Below are 15,684 nucleotides of genomic sequence, written 5' to 3'. Positions count from 1 at the left end.
GAGTTGTGTAACATTCGGCTGCCGCCTCGTCAATCAAAGGGCTCGGAGGAGCGGATGCGGTTCGACCTAACGGGCGGCGTGGTGTGCCTGGGCGAGACCATGGTGGTGCTGGTGCCCGCCGAACCGGGACCGGTGCGCGACGTGCGCACCTGGACCCGCGCCGTCGGCGGGGCCGAGTCCAACGTGGCCATCCACCTGGCGCGGCTGGGGCTGCGCAGCCGGTGGGTGGGCGCGGTGGGCGCCGACGCGTTCGGCGGCGCCGTGCTGGACTTCGTGCGCGGCGCGGGCGTCGACGTGTCCGGGGTGCGGGTGGACCCGACCCGGCCCACCGGTCTCTACGTGAAGGAAGCCGACGCGGCGGGCAGTCCCGTCCGCTACTACCGGCGTGGTTCCGCGGCGTCCGCCCTCGGGCCCGACGCGTTGCGCCGGGTCGACTTCACCGACGTGGCGCTGCTGCACGTCAGCGGCATCACCGCCGCGTTGTCCGAGAGCTGCCTGGACCTGTTGCGCGCGGCCCTGTCCCGGCCGCGCGACCACCTGGTGTCGTTCGACCTCAACTGGCGGCCCGCGCTGTGGGCCGACCGGGACCCGACCGTGCTGCTCGAACTCGCCGACGCGGCCGACGTCGTGCTGGCCGGCGCGGACGAGGCCGAGGCCGTGTGGGGCACCGGCGACCCGGCCAAGCTGCGTGCCCTGCTGCCCACGCCGCGGACCATCGTCGTCAAGGAGGGCGCGCGGGGCGTGACCCTCGTCGAGGACGGCGTCTTCACCTACCAGGAGGCGTTGCGCGTCGACGTCGTGGAACCGGTCGGCGCGGGTGACGGCTTCGCCGCGGGCTACCTCGCCGCCCACCTCGCGGGCCTGCCGCCGACGCGCCGACTGCGTGCCGGGCACCTCCAGGCCGCCGCTTGCCTGCTCACCAGCGAAGATGTGGGTGAACCGCTGCCCGCCGAAGTGACCGGGCCGCTGCTGGACGCGGACCCGGCGACGTGGGCCGCCGCGCACCTGAGGAGAACTGGATGAGCCAGAGCCTGGACCGGGCGCTGACCCTGATGGGCGAGTTGGCCAAGGGCGCCCGCACGCTGGACGAGCTGTCCGCCGTGATCGGGGTGCACAAGTCGACCGCGCTCAGGCTGCTGCGCACGCTGGAGTCGCACCACTTCGTGCGGCGTGACGGCGTGCACCACTACCGGTTGGGCGCGGCCCTGTTCGACCTCGCCAACCGGGCCCTGGAGGAGCGCGACGTGCGGCGCGCGGCCGAGAACGCGTTGCGCGACCTCAACGCCCGCTTGGGTTACACCGTGCACCTGGCCTCCTACGAGGGCGGCGAGGTGATCTACATCGACAAGTACGACAGCACCCACCCGATGCGGATGTACTCCCGCATCGGCAGGCGCGCGCCGCTGCACTGCACGGCCGTCGCCAAGGTCCTGCTGTCCGACCTGCCCGAGCCGCGCCGCCGCGAGATCGCCGAATCCCTCGACTACCCGCCGCTGACCGCGAACACCATCACCACGCCCGCCGCCTACCTGGCGGAGCTGGACCGCGTCCGCGAACGCGGCTACGCCGTGGACAACGCCGAGCACGAGGACTTCATCCACTGCATCGCCGCGCCCATCCGCGGCGCGCGCGGCGAGGTCGTGGCGGCGGTGTCCATGTCGGTGCCCAAGGTGCTGCTCGACTTCGACGGCCTGCTGGGCCACCTGCCCGACCTCCGGGCCACCGCCCGCGCGGCCTCCGTCGAGTGCGGCTGGACCCCGCGGGACTGACGGCCTCCCGCGCCACGCGGAAGAGGAAACCCGACGCGTCCCCGCCAACCAGGGCGGGGCGACACGACACAGGAGTGCGCATGGCCAAGACCGAGATCCGCACCGCGAACGCCCCGACCCCGGTGGCGTCGTTCTCCCAGGGCGTCCGCAAGGGCAACGTGCTCCAGGTGGCGGGCCAGGTCGGGTTCGACCCGGCGACCGGCGAGATCGTCGGCGAGACCGTCGCGGAGCAGACCAAGCAGGCGCTGGCGAACATCGTCGCCGTGCTGGAAGCGGGCGGCGCGTCGCTGGACGACGTGCTGATGATGCGCGTCTACCTGACCGACGCCGCCCACTTCGGCGAGATGAACGACGCCTACAACGAGGTCGTCACCCAGCTCCCGTACCCGGCCCGCACCACGGTGTACGTGGGCCTGCCGGCGGGCCTGCTGGTGGAGATCGACGCCCTCGCCGTGGTGGGCGACTGACCCGGTCGGCGTGGCCGCCCCCGGCGCACGCGGGTGACCGGTGTACTTCTGCCGGTTGTTCTGCGTGGTGCCCGGGGGCGTCCGGCGGTTGACTTGGTGGCAACCCCACCGGATCGGCACGGAAGGACCAGGCGGCGATGGCCAGGAACGCGTCACCGATCGGCTGACCGCGATCCGGCGGCCCGCTCCCGGCACCGCACCGCCGCGGCCGGGTCGCCGAGTTCGTCGAGCACGTCGGCGAGCAGGCCCAGCACCGCGGACGCGCGGTGGGGGCGGCGCTCGTCCACCGAGGCAGCCGCCGCGACCAGGTCGGCACGCGCCCCCACCGCGTCGCCGAGCCGGTACCGGGCGAGTCCGAGCAGGTACCGGGCGTCGCAGGCGCTGCCGGGTGCGGTGGCGGCGACCGCGTGGTGCAGGGCCTCGGTCGCCGCCACCCGCACCTCCGCCCACCGCCCGAGTTCCGCCAGGCTCTCCGCGGTGCGCACCAGCAGGCTCGCCTGCATCTCGTCGGCCATCACCGGCGACAGGTCGAGCCGGCCCGCGCGCACGGTCTCCAGCAGGGCCCGGTGCACCGCCGCGGCCTCCTCGTACCGGTGCAGCGCGTGCAGCACGAGACCCAGGCAGGACGAGGAGATCTGCTCGCCCAGCGGGTAGTCCGCGGCGCGGAACAGCTCCCGCGCGCGGATCGCGCTGTCCCGCGCCGAGTCCAGGTCACCCGCCCGCATCTCCGACGCGGCCCGGTAGTGCACCGCCCACGCCTGCTCCTTCACGTCGCCCGCCGCCACGGCGGCCCGCCACGCGTCGGCGTGCAGCGCCAGCGCCCGCTCGGGATCGCGCAGCAGCACGCACCGCGTCCAGGTGAGGAAGTTGAGCTGCACCGCCTCGTCCCGCACGCTGCCCAGGGCGCGGGCCGCCGCGACACCCGCGGTGAACACCTCGGCCCACGTCTCGCCACGCCCGCGCTGGTCGGAGTACCAGTGCACGGCGGTCGCCAGGTCCAGCACCGCGCGGTGCATCCCGTGCGCGCCCGCCCACCGCAACGCGCCGAGCCAGTTGCCCGTCTCCGCGGCCAGCCACGCGCCCGCGTCGTCCTTGTCCCGCAAGGAACCCGTGGGCGTGGCACGCGCGTCCGGGCCGAAGAAGCCCGCCGCCGCCACCGCCGTGCCGATCAGCCAGGACACCAGCCGCCGCCGCGTGTCGTCGTGGTCGGGCTCCTCGTCGACGAGCCGTTCACCGGCGAACACCCGGATCAGGTCGTGGAACGCGTACCGGCCCGGGGTTTCCGCGGTGTCCAGCAGGCTCGCGTCGACCAGCTCCTCCAGCGTGTCCTCGGCCTCGTGCCGGTCCACGCCCGCCACGACGGCCGCGAGGTCCGGCGTGAACGTCGCGCCGGGCACGACCGACAGCCGCCGGAACAACGACGCCGCCTTGGCCGCGAGCTGCCGGTAGGACATCTCGAACGCGGTGCGCACCTGGAGGTCGCCCGAGGTGAGGGCGGTGAGCCTGCGGCGCTCGTCGGCGAGCTGGCCCGCCAGGTGCCCGACCGTCCACTTCGGACGCCCCGCGAGCCGGTTGCCCGCGATCCGCAGCGCCAGCGGCAGGTGCCCGCACAACCGGGCCACCTCCTGCGCCGCGCCCCGCTCGGCGGCCACCCGCGCCGGTCCGGCGATCGCGCCCAGCAACGCCACCGACGCGTCGCGGTCCAGCACGTCCAGCCCCAGCCGCGCCACCGCCGCCAGCCCGCCCAGCACCTGCCGGGAGGTCACCAGCACCAGCGAACCCCGGCCCGTCGCGAGCAGCGGGCGCACCTGCGCCTCGTCCGCCGCGTTGTCCAGCACCAGCATGGTGGAACGGGTGCGCAGCAGTTCCCGGTACAGGTCGGAGCGCTCCGCCTCGCTGCCCGGCGGGCGCTGCACGCCCAGCGCCAGCAGCACCCGGTGCACCACCTCCGCCGGGTGCACCGGCCGGGTGTCCATGCCGCGCAGGTCGAAGAAGAAGCAGCCGTCGGCGAACCGCGGCCCGAACCGGTAGCCGGCACGCACCGCGAGCGACGTCTTGCCCGCGCCCGGCGGGCCGTGCACCACGACCACGGACGTCGCGCCCGGGCCGGCCACCACCTCGCCCAGCGCGGCCAGCGCGTGGTCCCGGCCGGTCAGGTCGCTCACGTCGGGCGGCAGCGCGCACGGCGCGACCTCCGGTTGCCGCCGCGCCCGGCCCCGCTTGGCGGCGGCGGCCAGCGCGTCCAGTTCCGCCGGCGCCAGGGCGAGCACCCCGGCCAGCGCCTCCACCGTGCGCCGCTGCGGCCCTCTGGCCCGACCGCGTTCCATGTCGCTGATGGCGCGAACGCTGACCCCGGAGCCGTCCGCCAGCTCCTCCTGGGTCAACCGCGCCCGCCGCCGGTGTGCGCGCAGCAGATCGCCGAACGTCGTCCCCACCGGTCCGACCCTAGTGATCGCGCCCGATCCGCGGCGTGCCTGGTATTGCTTGCCACATGAAGTGGTACGCGGACCGGCCCGGCAGGCTGTGGCGGCAGGTGCTCGCCGACCTGGCGGCGGTGGTGTGGGTGGTGTTCTGGGTGGTCGTCGCGCTCACCGCGCGGGACACCGTGCGGGCGCTGCGCGTGCCCGGCGACAAGCTGGCCGGCGCGGGCGACGGGCTGCGCGACACGTTCTCCGACGCCGCCGCGAAGGCCCGCGACGTGCCCCTGGTCGGCGGGCGGCTCGCCGAGGCCCTGGACCGGGGGCGCGACGCGGGCGGGACGCTGGTCGACGCGGGCCGCCACCAGGCCGAGGTCGTCGAGACCACCGCCTGGTGGCTGGCCGTCGCGCTGATCGCCGTGCCGGTGGCGTTCCTGCTCGTCACCTGGCTGCCGCTGCGGGTGCGTTACGCCCGCGGCGCCACCGCCGCCCGCGTCCTGCGCGACACCGGCCGCCACGACCTGCTGGCGCTGCGCGCGTTGAACTCGTTGCCGCTGCGGGAACTCGCCCGCTTCGACGGCGACCCGGCCGAGGGCTGGCGGCGGCGCGACCCGCTCGTCATCGCCGCGTTGTCCGCGCGGGAACTAGCCGTGCGCGGACTGCGAGGTCACGACCAGCGGGCCCAGAAGACCTGGCGGGACGGGCCGTAGAGCACGAGGTTCGAGTCGTCCTGCACCTCGAACCGCTCGGCGGCGGTGCCCCAGGTCCGGGTGTCCCACCGCGGCACGCCCGCCGCGGAGTAGAGGACGAAGTTGCCGTCCGGCTGGAGGATCGCGTACGCGGCGTCAGTGCCCCACGTGCCCGTCGACCACAGCGCTTCGCCGTACGCCGTGTACTGCACCAGGTTCCCGTCGGTCTGCATGGTCAGCCGGAACGCGCCGTTCGGGGACCGCTTGCTCTGCCCCGGCGTGAGCCGCTCGCCACGCGTGATCCGGTCCTCGCCCGGCGTCGCGGGCGTCGGCACACCGGTGAACAGCAACCGGTTCGGCGTTTCGGCCGCGTCCGCGACCCGGCCCGGCGTGGCGTTGCCGACGAGTGCCGCGCGCACCGCCGCCGGCGAGTCGTCCGGGTGCGCCGACAGGTGCAGCGCCGCCGCGCCCGCCACGTGCGGCGAGGCCATCGACGTGCCGTCCAGGTAAGCCGTCGCGTAGTCGCCGGTGTTCCAGGTGGACTTCACCGACGTGCCCGGCGCGAAGAGGTCCACGCAGGGGCCCCGGTTGGAGAACACCGCACGCCGGTCCGCGGCGTCCGACGCGGCGACCGTGAGCGCGTCGGGGATCCGGGCGGGGGACAGCTCGCACGCGTTGGAGCGGTGGTTGCCCGCCGCCACCGCGTACGTGACGCCCGCGTCGATGGACCGCTGCACGGCCGCGTCGACCAGCGCGTCCCCGCCGCCGCTGAGGCTCATGTTCGCCACCGCCGGGCGCACGTGGTTCGCGGTCACCCAGTCCACGCCGGCGATCACGGACGAGAGCGTGCCCGTGCCCTCGCAGTCGAGCACCTTCACGGCGTGCAGCCGGACCTGCTTGGCGACGCCGTGCGTCGTGCCGCCGACCGTGCCCGCCACGTGCGTGCCGTGGCCGTTGCAGTCGGAGTTCACGTTGTCGAGGCCGTTGTAGTCGAAGGTCGCCCGACCCCCGAAGTCGGCGTGCGTCGTGCGGATGCCGCTGTCGAGGACGTAGACGTGCACGCCCGAGCCGGAGTCGGCCTCGGTGAACCGCTGGTTCAGCGGCAGGTCCCGCTGGTCGACGCGGTCCAGCCCCCACGGCGGGTCGAACTGGTCGACGGCCGCCCGGAACACCCGGTCCCGCGCCACCAGGGCGACGTCCGGGTCGGCGGCGAGCCGCCTCGCCTCGTCCTCGCCCATGGTGGCGGCGAACCCGTTCAGCGCCGCCCGGTAGCGGTGCGTGACCCGGCCGGGCGCGCGGTCCACGACCGCGTCGGCCCGCCCGTTGTCCTTCAGCACCACGATGAACCGGTCCGCGATCGCGTCCGCGGCGCCGGCGATGGTGGGTTGCGCGTGGGCCGGACCCACCGTTGCCGCGGCCACCAGGACCGCACCGGCCCCGATCGCCGTCAACCGTCTCCAGGACGCGCTTGACTCTCCCATGGCGGGTCTCCCTCACACGGGTGTTTGATGGTGGGTTCGCGCGAACTGGGTGAAGCGTAGGCAGCCGCCGCCCGTTCCCACAAACACATTTGATACCCGCAAGAGGACCTGATCAGGGTAATTCCAGCCGAATTGTTGACACAACGTGGCCATCGGGCGTGGGTGATCCACACGTTGTGATCAATTTGGTGGGTGAGTGGCTGACCGCCGATTCGGTAATCCGTTGAAAGTGAGCAATTCTCATGGTCGGGCGACTTGGGTCGACCCGTCACCGCCTCCGGGGGGCCACGTGGTCGTCGGCGTGTCCACCACCCGGTGGATGCCTGGTACACCGCCAAGGCTCGGGCCCCGCGGGTGCCGACCGGTGTGGTGGCGTACCCCGAGTTGAGAACCGACGCAAGCATAATCGTGTCATTCGTCGTCCTCACTCGTGATGTGCTCGTCTGGGCGCATCACGAGCGCAGGGGCGGGTGGTCGGAGGATGGCGGCTACCGGCGAATTCCACCCGAGACCTGATCACACCCGATGTTCCGCTCCGGGCGCGGTTGATCCACGCTTCCGCCGAGTGCCGAGTGCCGAGTGCCGAGTGCCGAGTGCCGAGTGCCGAGTGCCGAGTGCCGAGTGCCGGGGAAGACCCGCCCGCGGGCCGGGGCGGTCGCCACTCGCGTCACGCTGCTCGCGATCGGCCCGCGGGTCCGCGTTGTCGCGCCCGCACCGCGGGGCGCGGAGGTCCGGCGGTCGGTGGCTCGCGCCGGGTGGAGACCCGCCTGCGGGTCGGGCGGTTGGCCCCCGCGCCGCGCTGCGCCGCGGATCGCGGGGCGCGGTTGCGGTGGGCGGGACCTGGCTCGTGTCGCTCGCGCGGCCAACCCGCGGCCCCGGGTTGTCCCGTGCGCACCGCGGATCGCGGGGGCGGTTCGGCCGCCGCCCGCGCCGCGCTCGCTCGCCCGCCGTCCGCACCGCGAGATCGCGGGGCGAGGCGGTTGCGGCCGGGCGGCGCGGGGGACGGGCTGCCGGCGTATCCATCAGGCAGGCTTCCTGATAGATAGCGGGCGTGTGGCGGGATAGGGCGGTTCGGTGCGCGTCAGTAGACCGGGCCGGTGTACTTCTCGCCCGGCCCCTGGCCGGGCTCGTCCGGCACGGCGGACGCCTCGCGGAAGGCGCGCTGCACGGACTGGAGGCCCTCCCGCAGGGGGCCGGCGTGGGGGCCCAGGTACTCGACCGCGGCGGTCACCAGGCCGGCCAGGGCGGTGATCAGGCGGCGGGCCTCGTCGAGGTCGCGGTGGGGGCTGTTGTCCGGGTCCTCGTCGGCCAGGCCGAGGCGTTCGGCCGCCGCCGAGAGCAGCATGACGGCGGCCTTGCTGATCACCTCGACGCTGGGAACATCGGACAGCTCGCGGACGTTGTTCGAAGGCAGGTCGGTCACGGGAGCCATTCTCGCAACCGCGCGTGCCGGGTCGCCGGTTCGGGGGTTGACAAGGCCATCTGCTAGTATCTCCCCGCGACCAGTCCCCACACCTGTGGGGACGGCAAGTGGAGCCCCGCTCCCACCCGCGTCCCACCGTCCCAGGTGGCCGGGTCCGGTCACCTCGAACGGGTGGACTGCGCCCTTTCGTTGTGCGATCGGTCGGAAGCGGGCCTCACGCCGGGCAGGCGTGGGGCCTCTTGTCTTTGGCGCACAACGAGTCACAAAGGACGTGAATGACAAGTCCCTCGAACCGAGGTGCCCCCGCCAGCACCGAGCCGCGCATCAACGACCGCATCCGCGTGCCCGAGGTTCGTCTGGTCGGGCCGAACGGCGAGCAGGTCGGGATCGTTCGCATCGAGGACGCGCTCCGACTCGCGCAGGAAGCGGATCTCGACCTCGTCGAGGTCGCCGCGCAGGCTCGGCCGCCGGTCTGCAAGCTCATGGACTACGGCAAGTTCAAGTACGAGAGCGCGCAGAAGGCCCGCGAGTCGCGCCGGAACCAGCAGCTCACGGTCATCAAGGAGCAGAAGCTCCGGCCGAAGATCGACCCGCACGACTACCAGACGAAGAAGGGCCACGTGGCCCGCTTCCTGTCGCACGGGAACAAGGTCAAGGTGACCATCATGTTCCGGGGCCGCGAGCAGTCCCGGCCGGAGCTGGGTTACCGGCTGCTCCAGAGGTTGGCGGAGGACGTCGCGGAGCTGGGCTTCGTCGAGTCGAACCCCAAGCAGGACGGCCGCAACATGATCATGGTGTTGGCGCCGCACAAGACCACGAAGACCCGCCCGGTGAAGCACGAGAGCGGCGACGCACCGGCGGAGTCTGTCGAAGAGTGACCTCCCGGCCCCGGGCCGGGAGCAAGCACGGCCGCCCCATCCCCGGTGGCTGCACGAGACGAGGACGGAAATGCCGAAGAACAAGAGCCACAGCGGGACCTCCAAGCGCGTGAAGGTCACCGGCAGCGGCAAGATCGTGCGCGAGAAGGCGGGCAAGCGCCACCTGCTGGAGAAGAAGTCCAGCAAGCTCACCCGTCGCCTCAGCGGCACGACCGAGGTCGCCAAGAACGACGTGCCGCGGATCAAGAAGCTGCTCGGCATCTGATCCCCGCCTTCTCCCCCGTGAACACCCGGGGCTGGACCAGCCCCACGAGATCGACAGGATGGACCCGTGGCACGCGTCAAAAGGGCCGTGAACGCCCAGAAGAAGCGCCGTACCACCCTTGAGCTCGCCAGCGGCTACCGCGGCCAGCGTTCGAGGCTGTACCGCAAGGCCAAGGAGCAGGTGCTCCACTCGCTCAACTACGCGTACCGCGACCGCCGCGCGCGCAAGGGCGACTTCCGCAAGCTGTGGATCCAGCGCATCAACGCCGGTGTCCGCGCGAACGGGATGACGTACAACCGGTTCATCCAGGGCCTGCGCCTCGCCGAGATCGAGGTGGACCGCAAGATCCTGGCCGAACTCGCCGTCAGCGACCCGGGCGCGTTCACTGCGCTGGTCGAGCTGGCGAAGGCGGCGCTGCCCGCCGACGTCAACGCGCCGGTCGAGGACAAGGCCTGAGCATCGCACCACGACCCGGGGCGGCTCCGTTCACCGAACGGACCCCCCGGGTCGTTGCTGCTCGGCACCTGACCAGGCGGTCCGGCCGGGACCGCGCCGGGCGCTTCCTCGCCGAGGGCGCGCAGGCCGTGCGCGAGGCGCTGGCCTGGGCGGCGGCCGGTCGGGGACGGGTGCACGAGCTGTTCACCACCGCCGTCGCGGCCGACCGGAACCCGGAACTGCTCCGCTCCGCCGAAGCCGCGGGGGTCCCGGTCAGCTCCGTCACGGACAAGGCGGCGGCCGGGTTGTCCGAGACCGTCACGCCGCAGGGCGTCGTCGCCGTGTGCGACCTGCTGGACGTCCCGCTCGACCTGGCGGGCGCCCGGCTGGTGGCGGTGCTGCACGGCGTGTCGGACCCCGGCAACGCGGGCACGGTGGTGCGCGTCGCCGACGCGGCCGGCGCCGACGCCGTGGTGTTCGCGGGTGACGCGGTCGACCCGCACAACGGCAAGTGCGTCCGCGCCTCCACCGGCAGCGTGTTCCACCTGCCGATCTCCCGGTCCCGCTCGGCGGACGACGTGTTCGCCGCCTGCCGCGCCGCGGGCCTGCGCCTGGTCGCCGCCGACGGCTACGCCGAGGAGGACCTGGTCGCCGCCGACCTGCGAGGCGACCTGGGCCGACCGACCGCGTGGGTGTTCGGCAGCGAGGCCCACGGCCTGCCGGACGAGGTGGTGGCCGACCTGGACACCGCCCTCAAGGTCCCCATCTACGGCGCGGCGGAAAGCCTGAACCTCGCCACCGCGGCCGCCATCTGCCTCTACACCTCGGCTCGCGCCCAGCGCACGCCGGGCTGAGGTCGCGGCGGGGCCACGCGGCTCGCGCGCGGGTCGTGGTCCCGCGTCGAAGTCGCGCCGGTGCACGGCGCGGCCAGGGCGCGCGGAAGCCGCGGCCAGGGGCGTCCGTGCGAGCCCGGCGGAGCGGTGCCCGAAGTCGCCACCGGCGGACGGTGGTCGCCGATGCCCGCCGGGGTCGCGACCGCGTGGAGGTCCGCCGCGGGTGGCCCGGGGTGGGCCACCCGCGGGGTGCTCAGTCCTCCAGCCGGGCGTTCAACGCGCGGACCAGCGGGTCGCCCGACGTGGGCTTCTCCTGCGCCCGCAACGACTCCTCCAGCACGTTGGCCGTGTCGCCGACGATCTGGAGCGGCGTGGTGTCGGTGAGCAGGGTGGCGGCTCGGCGGGCTTCGGTCTCGGCGTTCGTGGCGTCCCCGGACTCCAGCAGGAAGCGCGCGCCCCGTTGGGCGAGGAACGCCTGCCAGTCCACGTCGCCCAGCCGGGCGGCCAGCTCCTCGGCCACGCCGTTGTGCTCGACGGCCTCCGCGAACTCACCCGCCTGGTAGTGCTGGAACGCCCGGATCGCGGCCATCCGCGCCGACAGGTGCGTCCGGTGGTCCTCGTCGGCCACGGCCGGCAGCAACGCCTCGGCCTCGGCCAGCGCCACGCGGCACTCCTCGCCCGCCTCCTTCGGCAACGCCGCGGCCGACTCGACCCACGAACCGGCGGCTTCCGCCTCGTCGGGCACGAGCTGCCACGCGCGGGCCGCGTCGGCGTACGACCGGGCCGCGTCGGCGGGCTCGTCCAGCCGCCGCAGCACGCCGCCCAGCACGTCCAGCACGAGGGCACGCCGCCACGGCTCGTCGTCCGGCACCAGCGGCAGGGCGACCTCCAGGTGCCGCCGCGCCGCGTCGTTCTCGTCCAGCCGCGAGCACGCCTGCGCCAGCCGGTACCGCACCGGCACCACGACCTCGTAGGGCACGTCGTGCCCCTCGATGACGCGGACCGCCTCCTCCAGCGCCTCGGCGGCCTCCACGAACCGGCCCGCCTTCAGGTACCCGCCGGCCAGCGCGTGGCACGCCTTCGCCACGTCCTCCGGCACGCCCAGCTCGTGCCCGATCGCGATGGCCGCGCGCAGCTCCTCCAGGTGGTGCTCCTCGATCCCGAGTCGCTCCACGGACGCCACCCGCTGCCGGTGCGCCTCCGCCGTCCACGGGCCGCGCGGCGCGTCGAACGCCGTCACGAACTCGGCCGCCGTGCCCGGCGCGGCCGGCGAGCCCTGCACCGTCTCGATCTTCAGCCGCAGCCGCAGCGCGTCGAACCGCACCGACGGCGGCGCGTCCACCAGCACCTCGGCGAGCAGTTCGGCGGCCTCGTCCAGCGCGCCGACGGTGGCCAGGTGCTGTGCCAGGTCGCTGCGCGCCCGCGACGCCAGCTCGGGCGCCTCCGCGTCGGCCAGCACGACGGCGGCGCGCACCAGCTCGCCCTGCTCGTCGTACTCGTCGACGTCGGCCAGCAGGTCGGCCAGCAGCAGCCGGGTCAGCACGCGCGTGTGCGCGCCGCCCGACCGGTCGGCCTCGGCCAGGCACTCCCGCGCCACCGCGAGCCCGACCTCGGGCCCGGTGGCCTCGGCGCGGAGCACCGCGCCCCGGCACCGGAACCGGTTGGCCAGGTCGGCCTCGCCCGCCGCGACCAGCCGCGCCACGGCGTCGTCCAGCTCGGCCAGCACCTCGTCCACCGGGCGCCCCTGCCGCCCGACCAGCGCGCGCCGGGCCGCGACGACCGCCGCGAGGCCGTCCGGCAGCAGCGGGTCGAGGTCCGCGGGCAGCGACCCGAGCAGCCGGATGCCGGTGATGAAGTCGCCCGCGTCGAACGCCGCGCCCATCTCGCGCGCCAGCTCGACCGGGTCGCCCACGACGACCTCCTCCGCCACCGGCTCGGGCTCGGGCGCGGCGACGGGCACGGCCAGCGGCACGTGCGCGGTGTCGGGCAGCGCGAGCGTCGCCCGGATGCGGCGGCTCACCGCGTCCGACCCGTTGCGCTGGTCGAACCGGGCCGCGATCTCCAGCGCGCGGCCGGTCAGCAGCTCGCGCAGCTCGGGCCCGGTCAGCACCTCGGTGCGCCCGTCGTGCGGCACGGCGAACTCGACCGGCTGGTCGACCCGGCCGAGCAGCAGCGCGCCGCCCGCCGCGAAGCGCATGGCCTGCGCGGGCGAGGGGGAGTGGTGCACGCGGTGCAGCTGCCGCTGGAGCAGCTCCACGCCACGCCGCACGTTGCCCGACGTCGCGCAGAACACCAGGTGGTCGTCCAGGTAGCCGCCGTACCGGTCGTCCCGGACCAGCCGGTGCGCCACGGTGTGCGCGTGCCGGGCCCGGTCCAGGTCGCCCAGCGCGACGAACGCGGGCGTGAGCGTGGTCAGGATGCCCTGCGGCTGGGTGGCGCAGCCGGTGTCCTCGTCGAGCTGGTGCTCGGCGTGCGCGACGGCCTCGGCGTACCGGCCCTGCCGGATCAGGTGACCGGCCTGCTCCTCGACCACGCACGCCGCGCAGTCCGACATCGGGCCGCGGTCGGTCGCCAGGTAGCGGGCGAAGTGCTCGCGGTAGCCGGCCTCGTCGCCGACGTGCTCGGCCAGGTCGGCACGCGCGCCGTGCACCGGCTGCATGGAGAACCCGTGCCGCTGGTAGCGGTCCGCGAGCTGGTCCACGAACGACCGGATCTGGTCGAGCGAGAACCGCGGGTCGGCGATCAGGCCGCTGACGATCCACTTGTGCGCCCAGTCGTAGCTGTGCGTCTCCCACTCGTCGAACGCCGTCGGGTCACGCCGCTCCGCCGTGCCGCACCACGCGAACGGCGCCAGCATCAGGTCGTAGCGGCCCAGGTCGTAGGCGGAGCGGATGAGGGCGATGCGGCAACTCACCGCCAGCGGCAGGTGGTCCGCCGCGTCGGCGGCGCGGGCCGCGCGTTCCAGCGCCTCGTGCCGCGCCATGCCCTCCGGCAGGTGGTACGCCTCCACGAACTGCTGCTCGGCGGCGCTCTTCTCCTCGCTCACGCGTGCCCCCCGACGGCTCGGTCCAGCAGTTCCAGGAAGGAGCGGTTCAACGCCGCCGTGTCCTTCGGTCGCATCGGCCGCCGCGCCTGGAGCAGGGCGTGCACGTACAGCGATTCCACCGTCAGCTCCACCAGCGCCGGGTCGGTGAGCCCGGCCAGCCGCCGCACCAGCGGGTTGCGGCAGTTGAGCACCAGCCGCCGCGCCGCGCCGGAGCCGGACGCGGCCAGGCTGCCCAGCAATTCGGCCCACAGCGGGTCGGCCTGCTCGCCGACCTCCTCCACGTCGCGCCTGCGCTCGCCCTCCACGTTGGTGACCAGCAGCGCGGGCAGCGAGCCCGGGTCGAAATCACGCGGCACGGCCTCGCAGTCGTGCCGCTCCAGCACGTCCTTCGCCTGCGCCAGCCGGTCGCGCAGCGCGCGCTCCACGTCCGGCTCCGGGTCGCCGAGCGCGGCCAGCACCTCGGTCGGCGCGACCCGCCGCGCCGCCGCCGGGCCGTCCAGCGCGACCAGGCGGTCCATGATCTCCGCGTCGTAGGCGTAACCCGCGTTGAGCAGGCCCATGCCCTGGGCGTGCGCGACCGGCGCGAGCTGGCGGAACTCGTCCACGTCCGGCACGTACGCGACCGCGCCGTGCTTGCGCTGGAACTGGCGCAGCGACTGCGCGCCGTCGGTGGTCTCGAACGGCAGCCACCGCTCGACCAGCCGCAGCATCTCGTCGTCCACCCGCGCCAGCGACTTGATGCCCAGGTGGTGCGCGTCCAGCAGGGCCGCCGTGCGCTCCGGGTCGGTCGCGTCCAGCCGCACCAGCCAGTCCCGGACCTGCCTGCCCAGCTCCTCGCGCACCGCGAGCAGCGTCTCGTCCTGGTACAGCGCCTCGCGGCTGGCGGTGGGGCGCAGCGCCGAGGAGTCGACCACGCAGCGCACGAAGTACGCCCACTCCGGCAGCAGGCCCTCGATGGCGTCGCCGACCAGCATCCGCTTCAGGTACACGCGGTGCGACTGGCGCGCGCCGGGGTGCACGCCGCCGGGCAGCACGTACGCCACACCGGTCAGCCCCACGGTCGGCACCTCGACCGGGATCGCGTCGAACGGCCGCACGCCGAGCACGCGCTCCCCGTACGCCAGGGCGTCCGCCGTCCACGGCGGCTCCTCGGCGGTCAGCACCTCGCCCGCGACCACCACCCGCACCGGCAGCAGCTCGCCGTACTCGGCGACCAGGGCGCGCACCACGTCGCGCTCCAGCCAGTGCTCGGCGTCGCGGGAGGGCACCAGCTCGATGGTGGTGCCGACCTCGGCCCGCGCCGAGTCGTCCACCTCGACCTCGTAGTTGCCCGCCGCGTCCGCGGTCCAGCGCACGGCCGGACCGCCCCGCGCCGACCGGGACACCAGCCGGATGCGGTCGGCCACCAGGAACGCCGACAGCAGGCCGACGCCGAACTGGCCGAGGAAGCCGCGCCGGGCGAAACCCAGGTCGTCCCGCTTGGAGGTGCGGCCGAGGGTCGACAGCAGGTCGTGCACCTCGCGCTCGGTCAGGCCGATGCCGGTGTCGGAAATGCGCAGGGTGCCGTCCCCGCCGGAGTCGACCGGCTCGACCACCACCTCGCCGGGCGCGTCCGGTTGGAGCGCGCGGCGGGCGGTGATCGCGTCCACCGCGTTCTGGAGCAGTTCCCGCGCGTACACGCGCGGGCTGCTGTAGAGGTGGTGGCTGAGCAGGTCGATGATCCCGCGCAGGTCGACACCGAAGGTGTGTGCCATGGGAGTGGAAGTCACCTCGGGTCGGGTCGCGTAAGACGATCGATTCTAGGCTTGCGCCGGCGGCGGCGGACCCGGTTTTCGGCGGTCCGCCCGCCGGGTCGGCGGCTCGTGCCCACACTCTGCCGGCCACCACCGACAATTCCGCTGGACGCGGGTTCGCCGGAGGTCACCGACCTCCGCCGACGTCACGGAGCCGGGCGCCGCCCGCCGGCGGTCGCTCCCCGCCG

The 15,684-nt window shown here is 74.3% G+C and carries 13 protein-coding genes; 8 read left to right on the top strand and 5 right to left on the bottom strand.

What is annotated here, in order from left to right:
- Positions 1–54: 54 nt before the first annotated feature.
- From KZQ38_RS22040 to KZQ38_RS22030, 3 genes are all read left to right on the top strand, one after another.
- Positions 55–1,023, top strand: coding sequence for a sugar kinase (locus KZQ38_RS22040; RefSeq protein ID WP_219444073.1), 969 nt, complete (start codon positions 55–57; stop codon positions 1,021–1,023).
- A complete protein-coding gene (locus tag KZQ38_RS22035) occupies positions 1,020–1,769 on the top strand; it encodes an IclR family transcriptional regulator (RefSeq protein ID WP_219444071.1) in 750 nt (249 codons plus the stop codon). The genes KZQ38_RS22040 and KZQ38_RS22035 overlap by 4 nt, the downstream gene beginning before the upstream one ends.
- Before the next feature lie 80 nt (positions 1,770–1,849).
- Entirely contained in the window at positions 1,850–2,236 is a 387-nt protein-coding gene (locus KZQ38_RS22030) for a RidA family protein (RefSeq protein ID WP_219444069.1), read from the top strand.
- A gap of 152 nt (positions 2,237–2,388) precedes the next feature.
- Here KZQ38_RS22030 and KZQ38_RS22025 read toward each other — a convergent pair whose 3' ends face one another.
- Entirely contained in the window at positions 2,389–4,671 is a 2,283-nt protein-coding gene (locus tag KZQ38_RS22025) for an XRE family transcriptional regulator (protein ID WP_219444067.1), read from the bottom strand.
- A gap of 56 nt (positions 4,672–4,727) precedes the next feature.
- Here KZQ38_RS22025 and KZQ38_RS22020 point away from each other — a divergent pair, with 56 nt between their 5' ends.
- Positions 4,728–5,363 carry a hypothetical protein gene (locus tag KZQ38_RS22020; RefSeq protein ID WP_219444065.1) on the top strand — a complete coding sequence of 212 codons (636 nt, stop codon included), beginning with the start codon at positions 4,728–4,730 and terminating at the stop codon, positions 5,361–5,363.
- On the opposite strand, the gene KZQ38_RS22015 is transcribed toward KZQ38_RS22020, so the two are convergent.
- Entirely contained in the window at positions 5,321–6,793 is a 1,473-nt protein-coding gene (locus KZQ38_RS22015; protein WP_257901963.1) for a S8 family serine peptidase, read from the bottom strand. The two genes, KZQ38_RS22020 and KZQ38_RS22015, sit on opposite strands and share 43 nt — an antisense overlap.
- A 1,111-nt stretch (positions 6,794–7,904) precedes the next feature.
- The gene (locus KZQ38_RS22010) at positions 7,905–8,255 is read right to left on the bottom strand and encodes a DUF1844 domain-containing protein (protein WP_219444061.1); all 351 of its coding nucleotides are present in this window, start codon (positions 8,253–8,255) and stop codon (positions 7,905–7,907) included.
- 266 nt (positions 8,256–8,521) lie between these two features.
- Here KZQ38_RS22010 and infC point away from each other — a divergent pair, with 266 nt between their 5' ends.
- The 4 genes from infC to KZQ38_RS21990 all read left to right on the top strand — a co-directional run bounded on the left by infC (position 8,522) and on the right by KZQ38_RS21990 (position 10,678).
- A complete protein-coding gene (gene infC, locus KZQ38_RS22005) occupies positions 8,522–9,124 on the top strand; it encodes a translation initiation factor IF-3 (protein ID WP_219444059.1) in 603 nt (200 codons plus the stop codon).
- 70 nt (positions 9,125–9,194) lie between these two features.
- Positions 9,195–9,389: a 50S ribosomal protein L35 gene (rpmI, locus tag KZQ38_RS22000; protein WP_219444057.1), complete on the top strand. Its 195-nt coding sequence runs from the start codon at positions 9,195–9,197 to the stop codon at positions 9,387–9,389.
- Between the two features lie 66 nt (positions 9,390–9,455).
- Entirely contained in the window at positions 9,456–9,845 is a 390-nt protein-coding gene (gene rplT / locus KZQ38_RS21995) for a 50S ribosomal protein L20 (RefSeq protein WP_121227296.1), read from the top strand.
- The gene (locus tag KZQ38_RS21990) at positions 9,842–10,678 is read left to right on the top strand and encodes a TrmH family RNA methyltransferase (RefSeq protein ID WP_219444639.1); all 837 of its coding nucleotides are present in this window, start codon (positions 9,842–9,844) and stop codon (positions 10,676–10,678) included. The genes rplT and KZQ38_RS21990 overlap by 4 nt, the downstream gene beginning before the upstream one ends.
- Before the next feature lie 232 nt (positions 10,679–10,910).
- Here KZQ38_RS21990 and KZQ38_RS21985 read toward each other — a convergent pair whose 3' ends face one another.
- Positions 10,911–13,703, bottom strand: a complete 2,793-nt coding sequence (locus tag KZQ38_RS21985) for an amino acid adenylation domain-containing protein (protein ID WP_219444056.1) — start codon at positions 13,701–13,703, stop codon at positions 10,911–10,913.
- On the bottom strand, positions 13,700–15,457 hold the full coding sequence (locus KZQ38_RS21980; protein ID WP_219444055.1) for an HSP90 family protein: 1,758 nt from the start codon (positions 15,455–15,457) through the stop codon (positions 13,700–13,702). The genes KZQ38_RS21985 and KZQ38_RS21980 overlap by 4 nt, the downstream gene beginning before the upstream one ends.
- Positions 15,458–15,684 lie beyond the last annotated feature (227 nt).

The organism is Saccharothrix obliqua (assembly GCF_019375475.1).
Classification (GTDB): Bacteria; Actinomycetota; Actinomycetes; order Mycobacteriales; family Pseudonocardiaceae; genus Actinosynnema; species Actinosynnema obliqua.
Note: the sequence above shows the minus strand (reverse complement) of the source record. Positions and strands in the feature narration are given on the sequence as shown.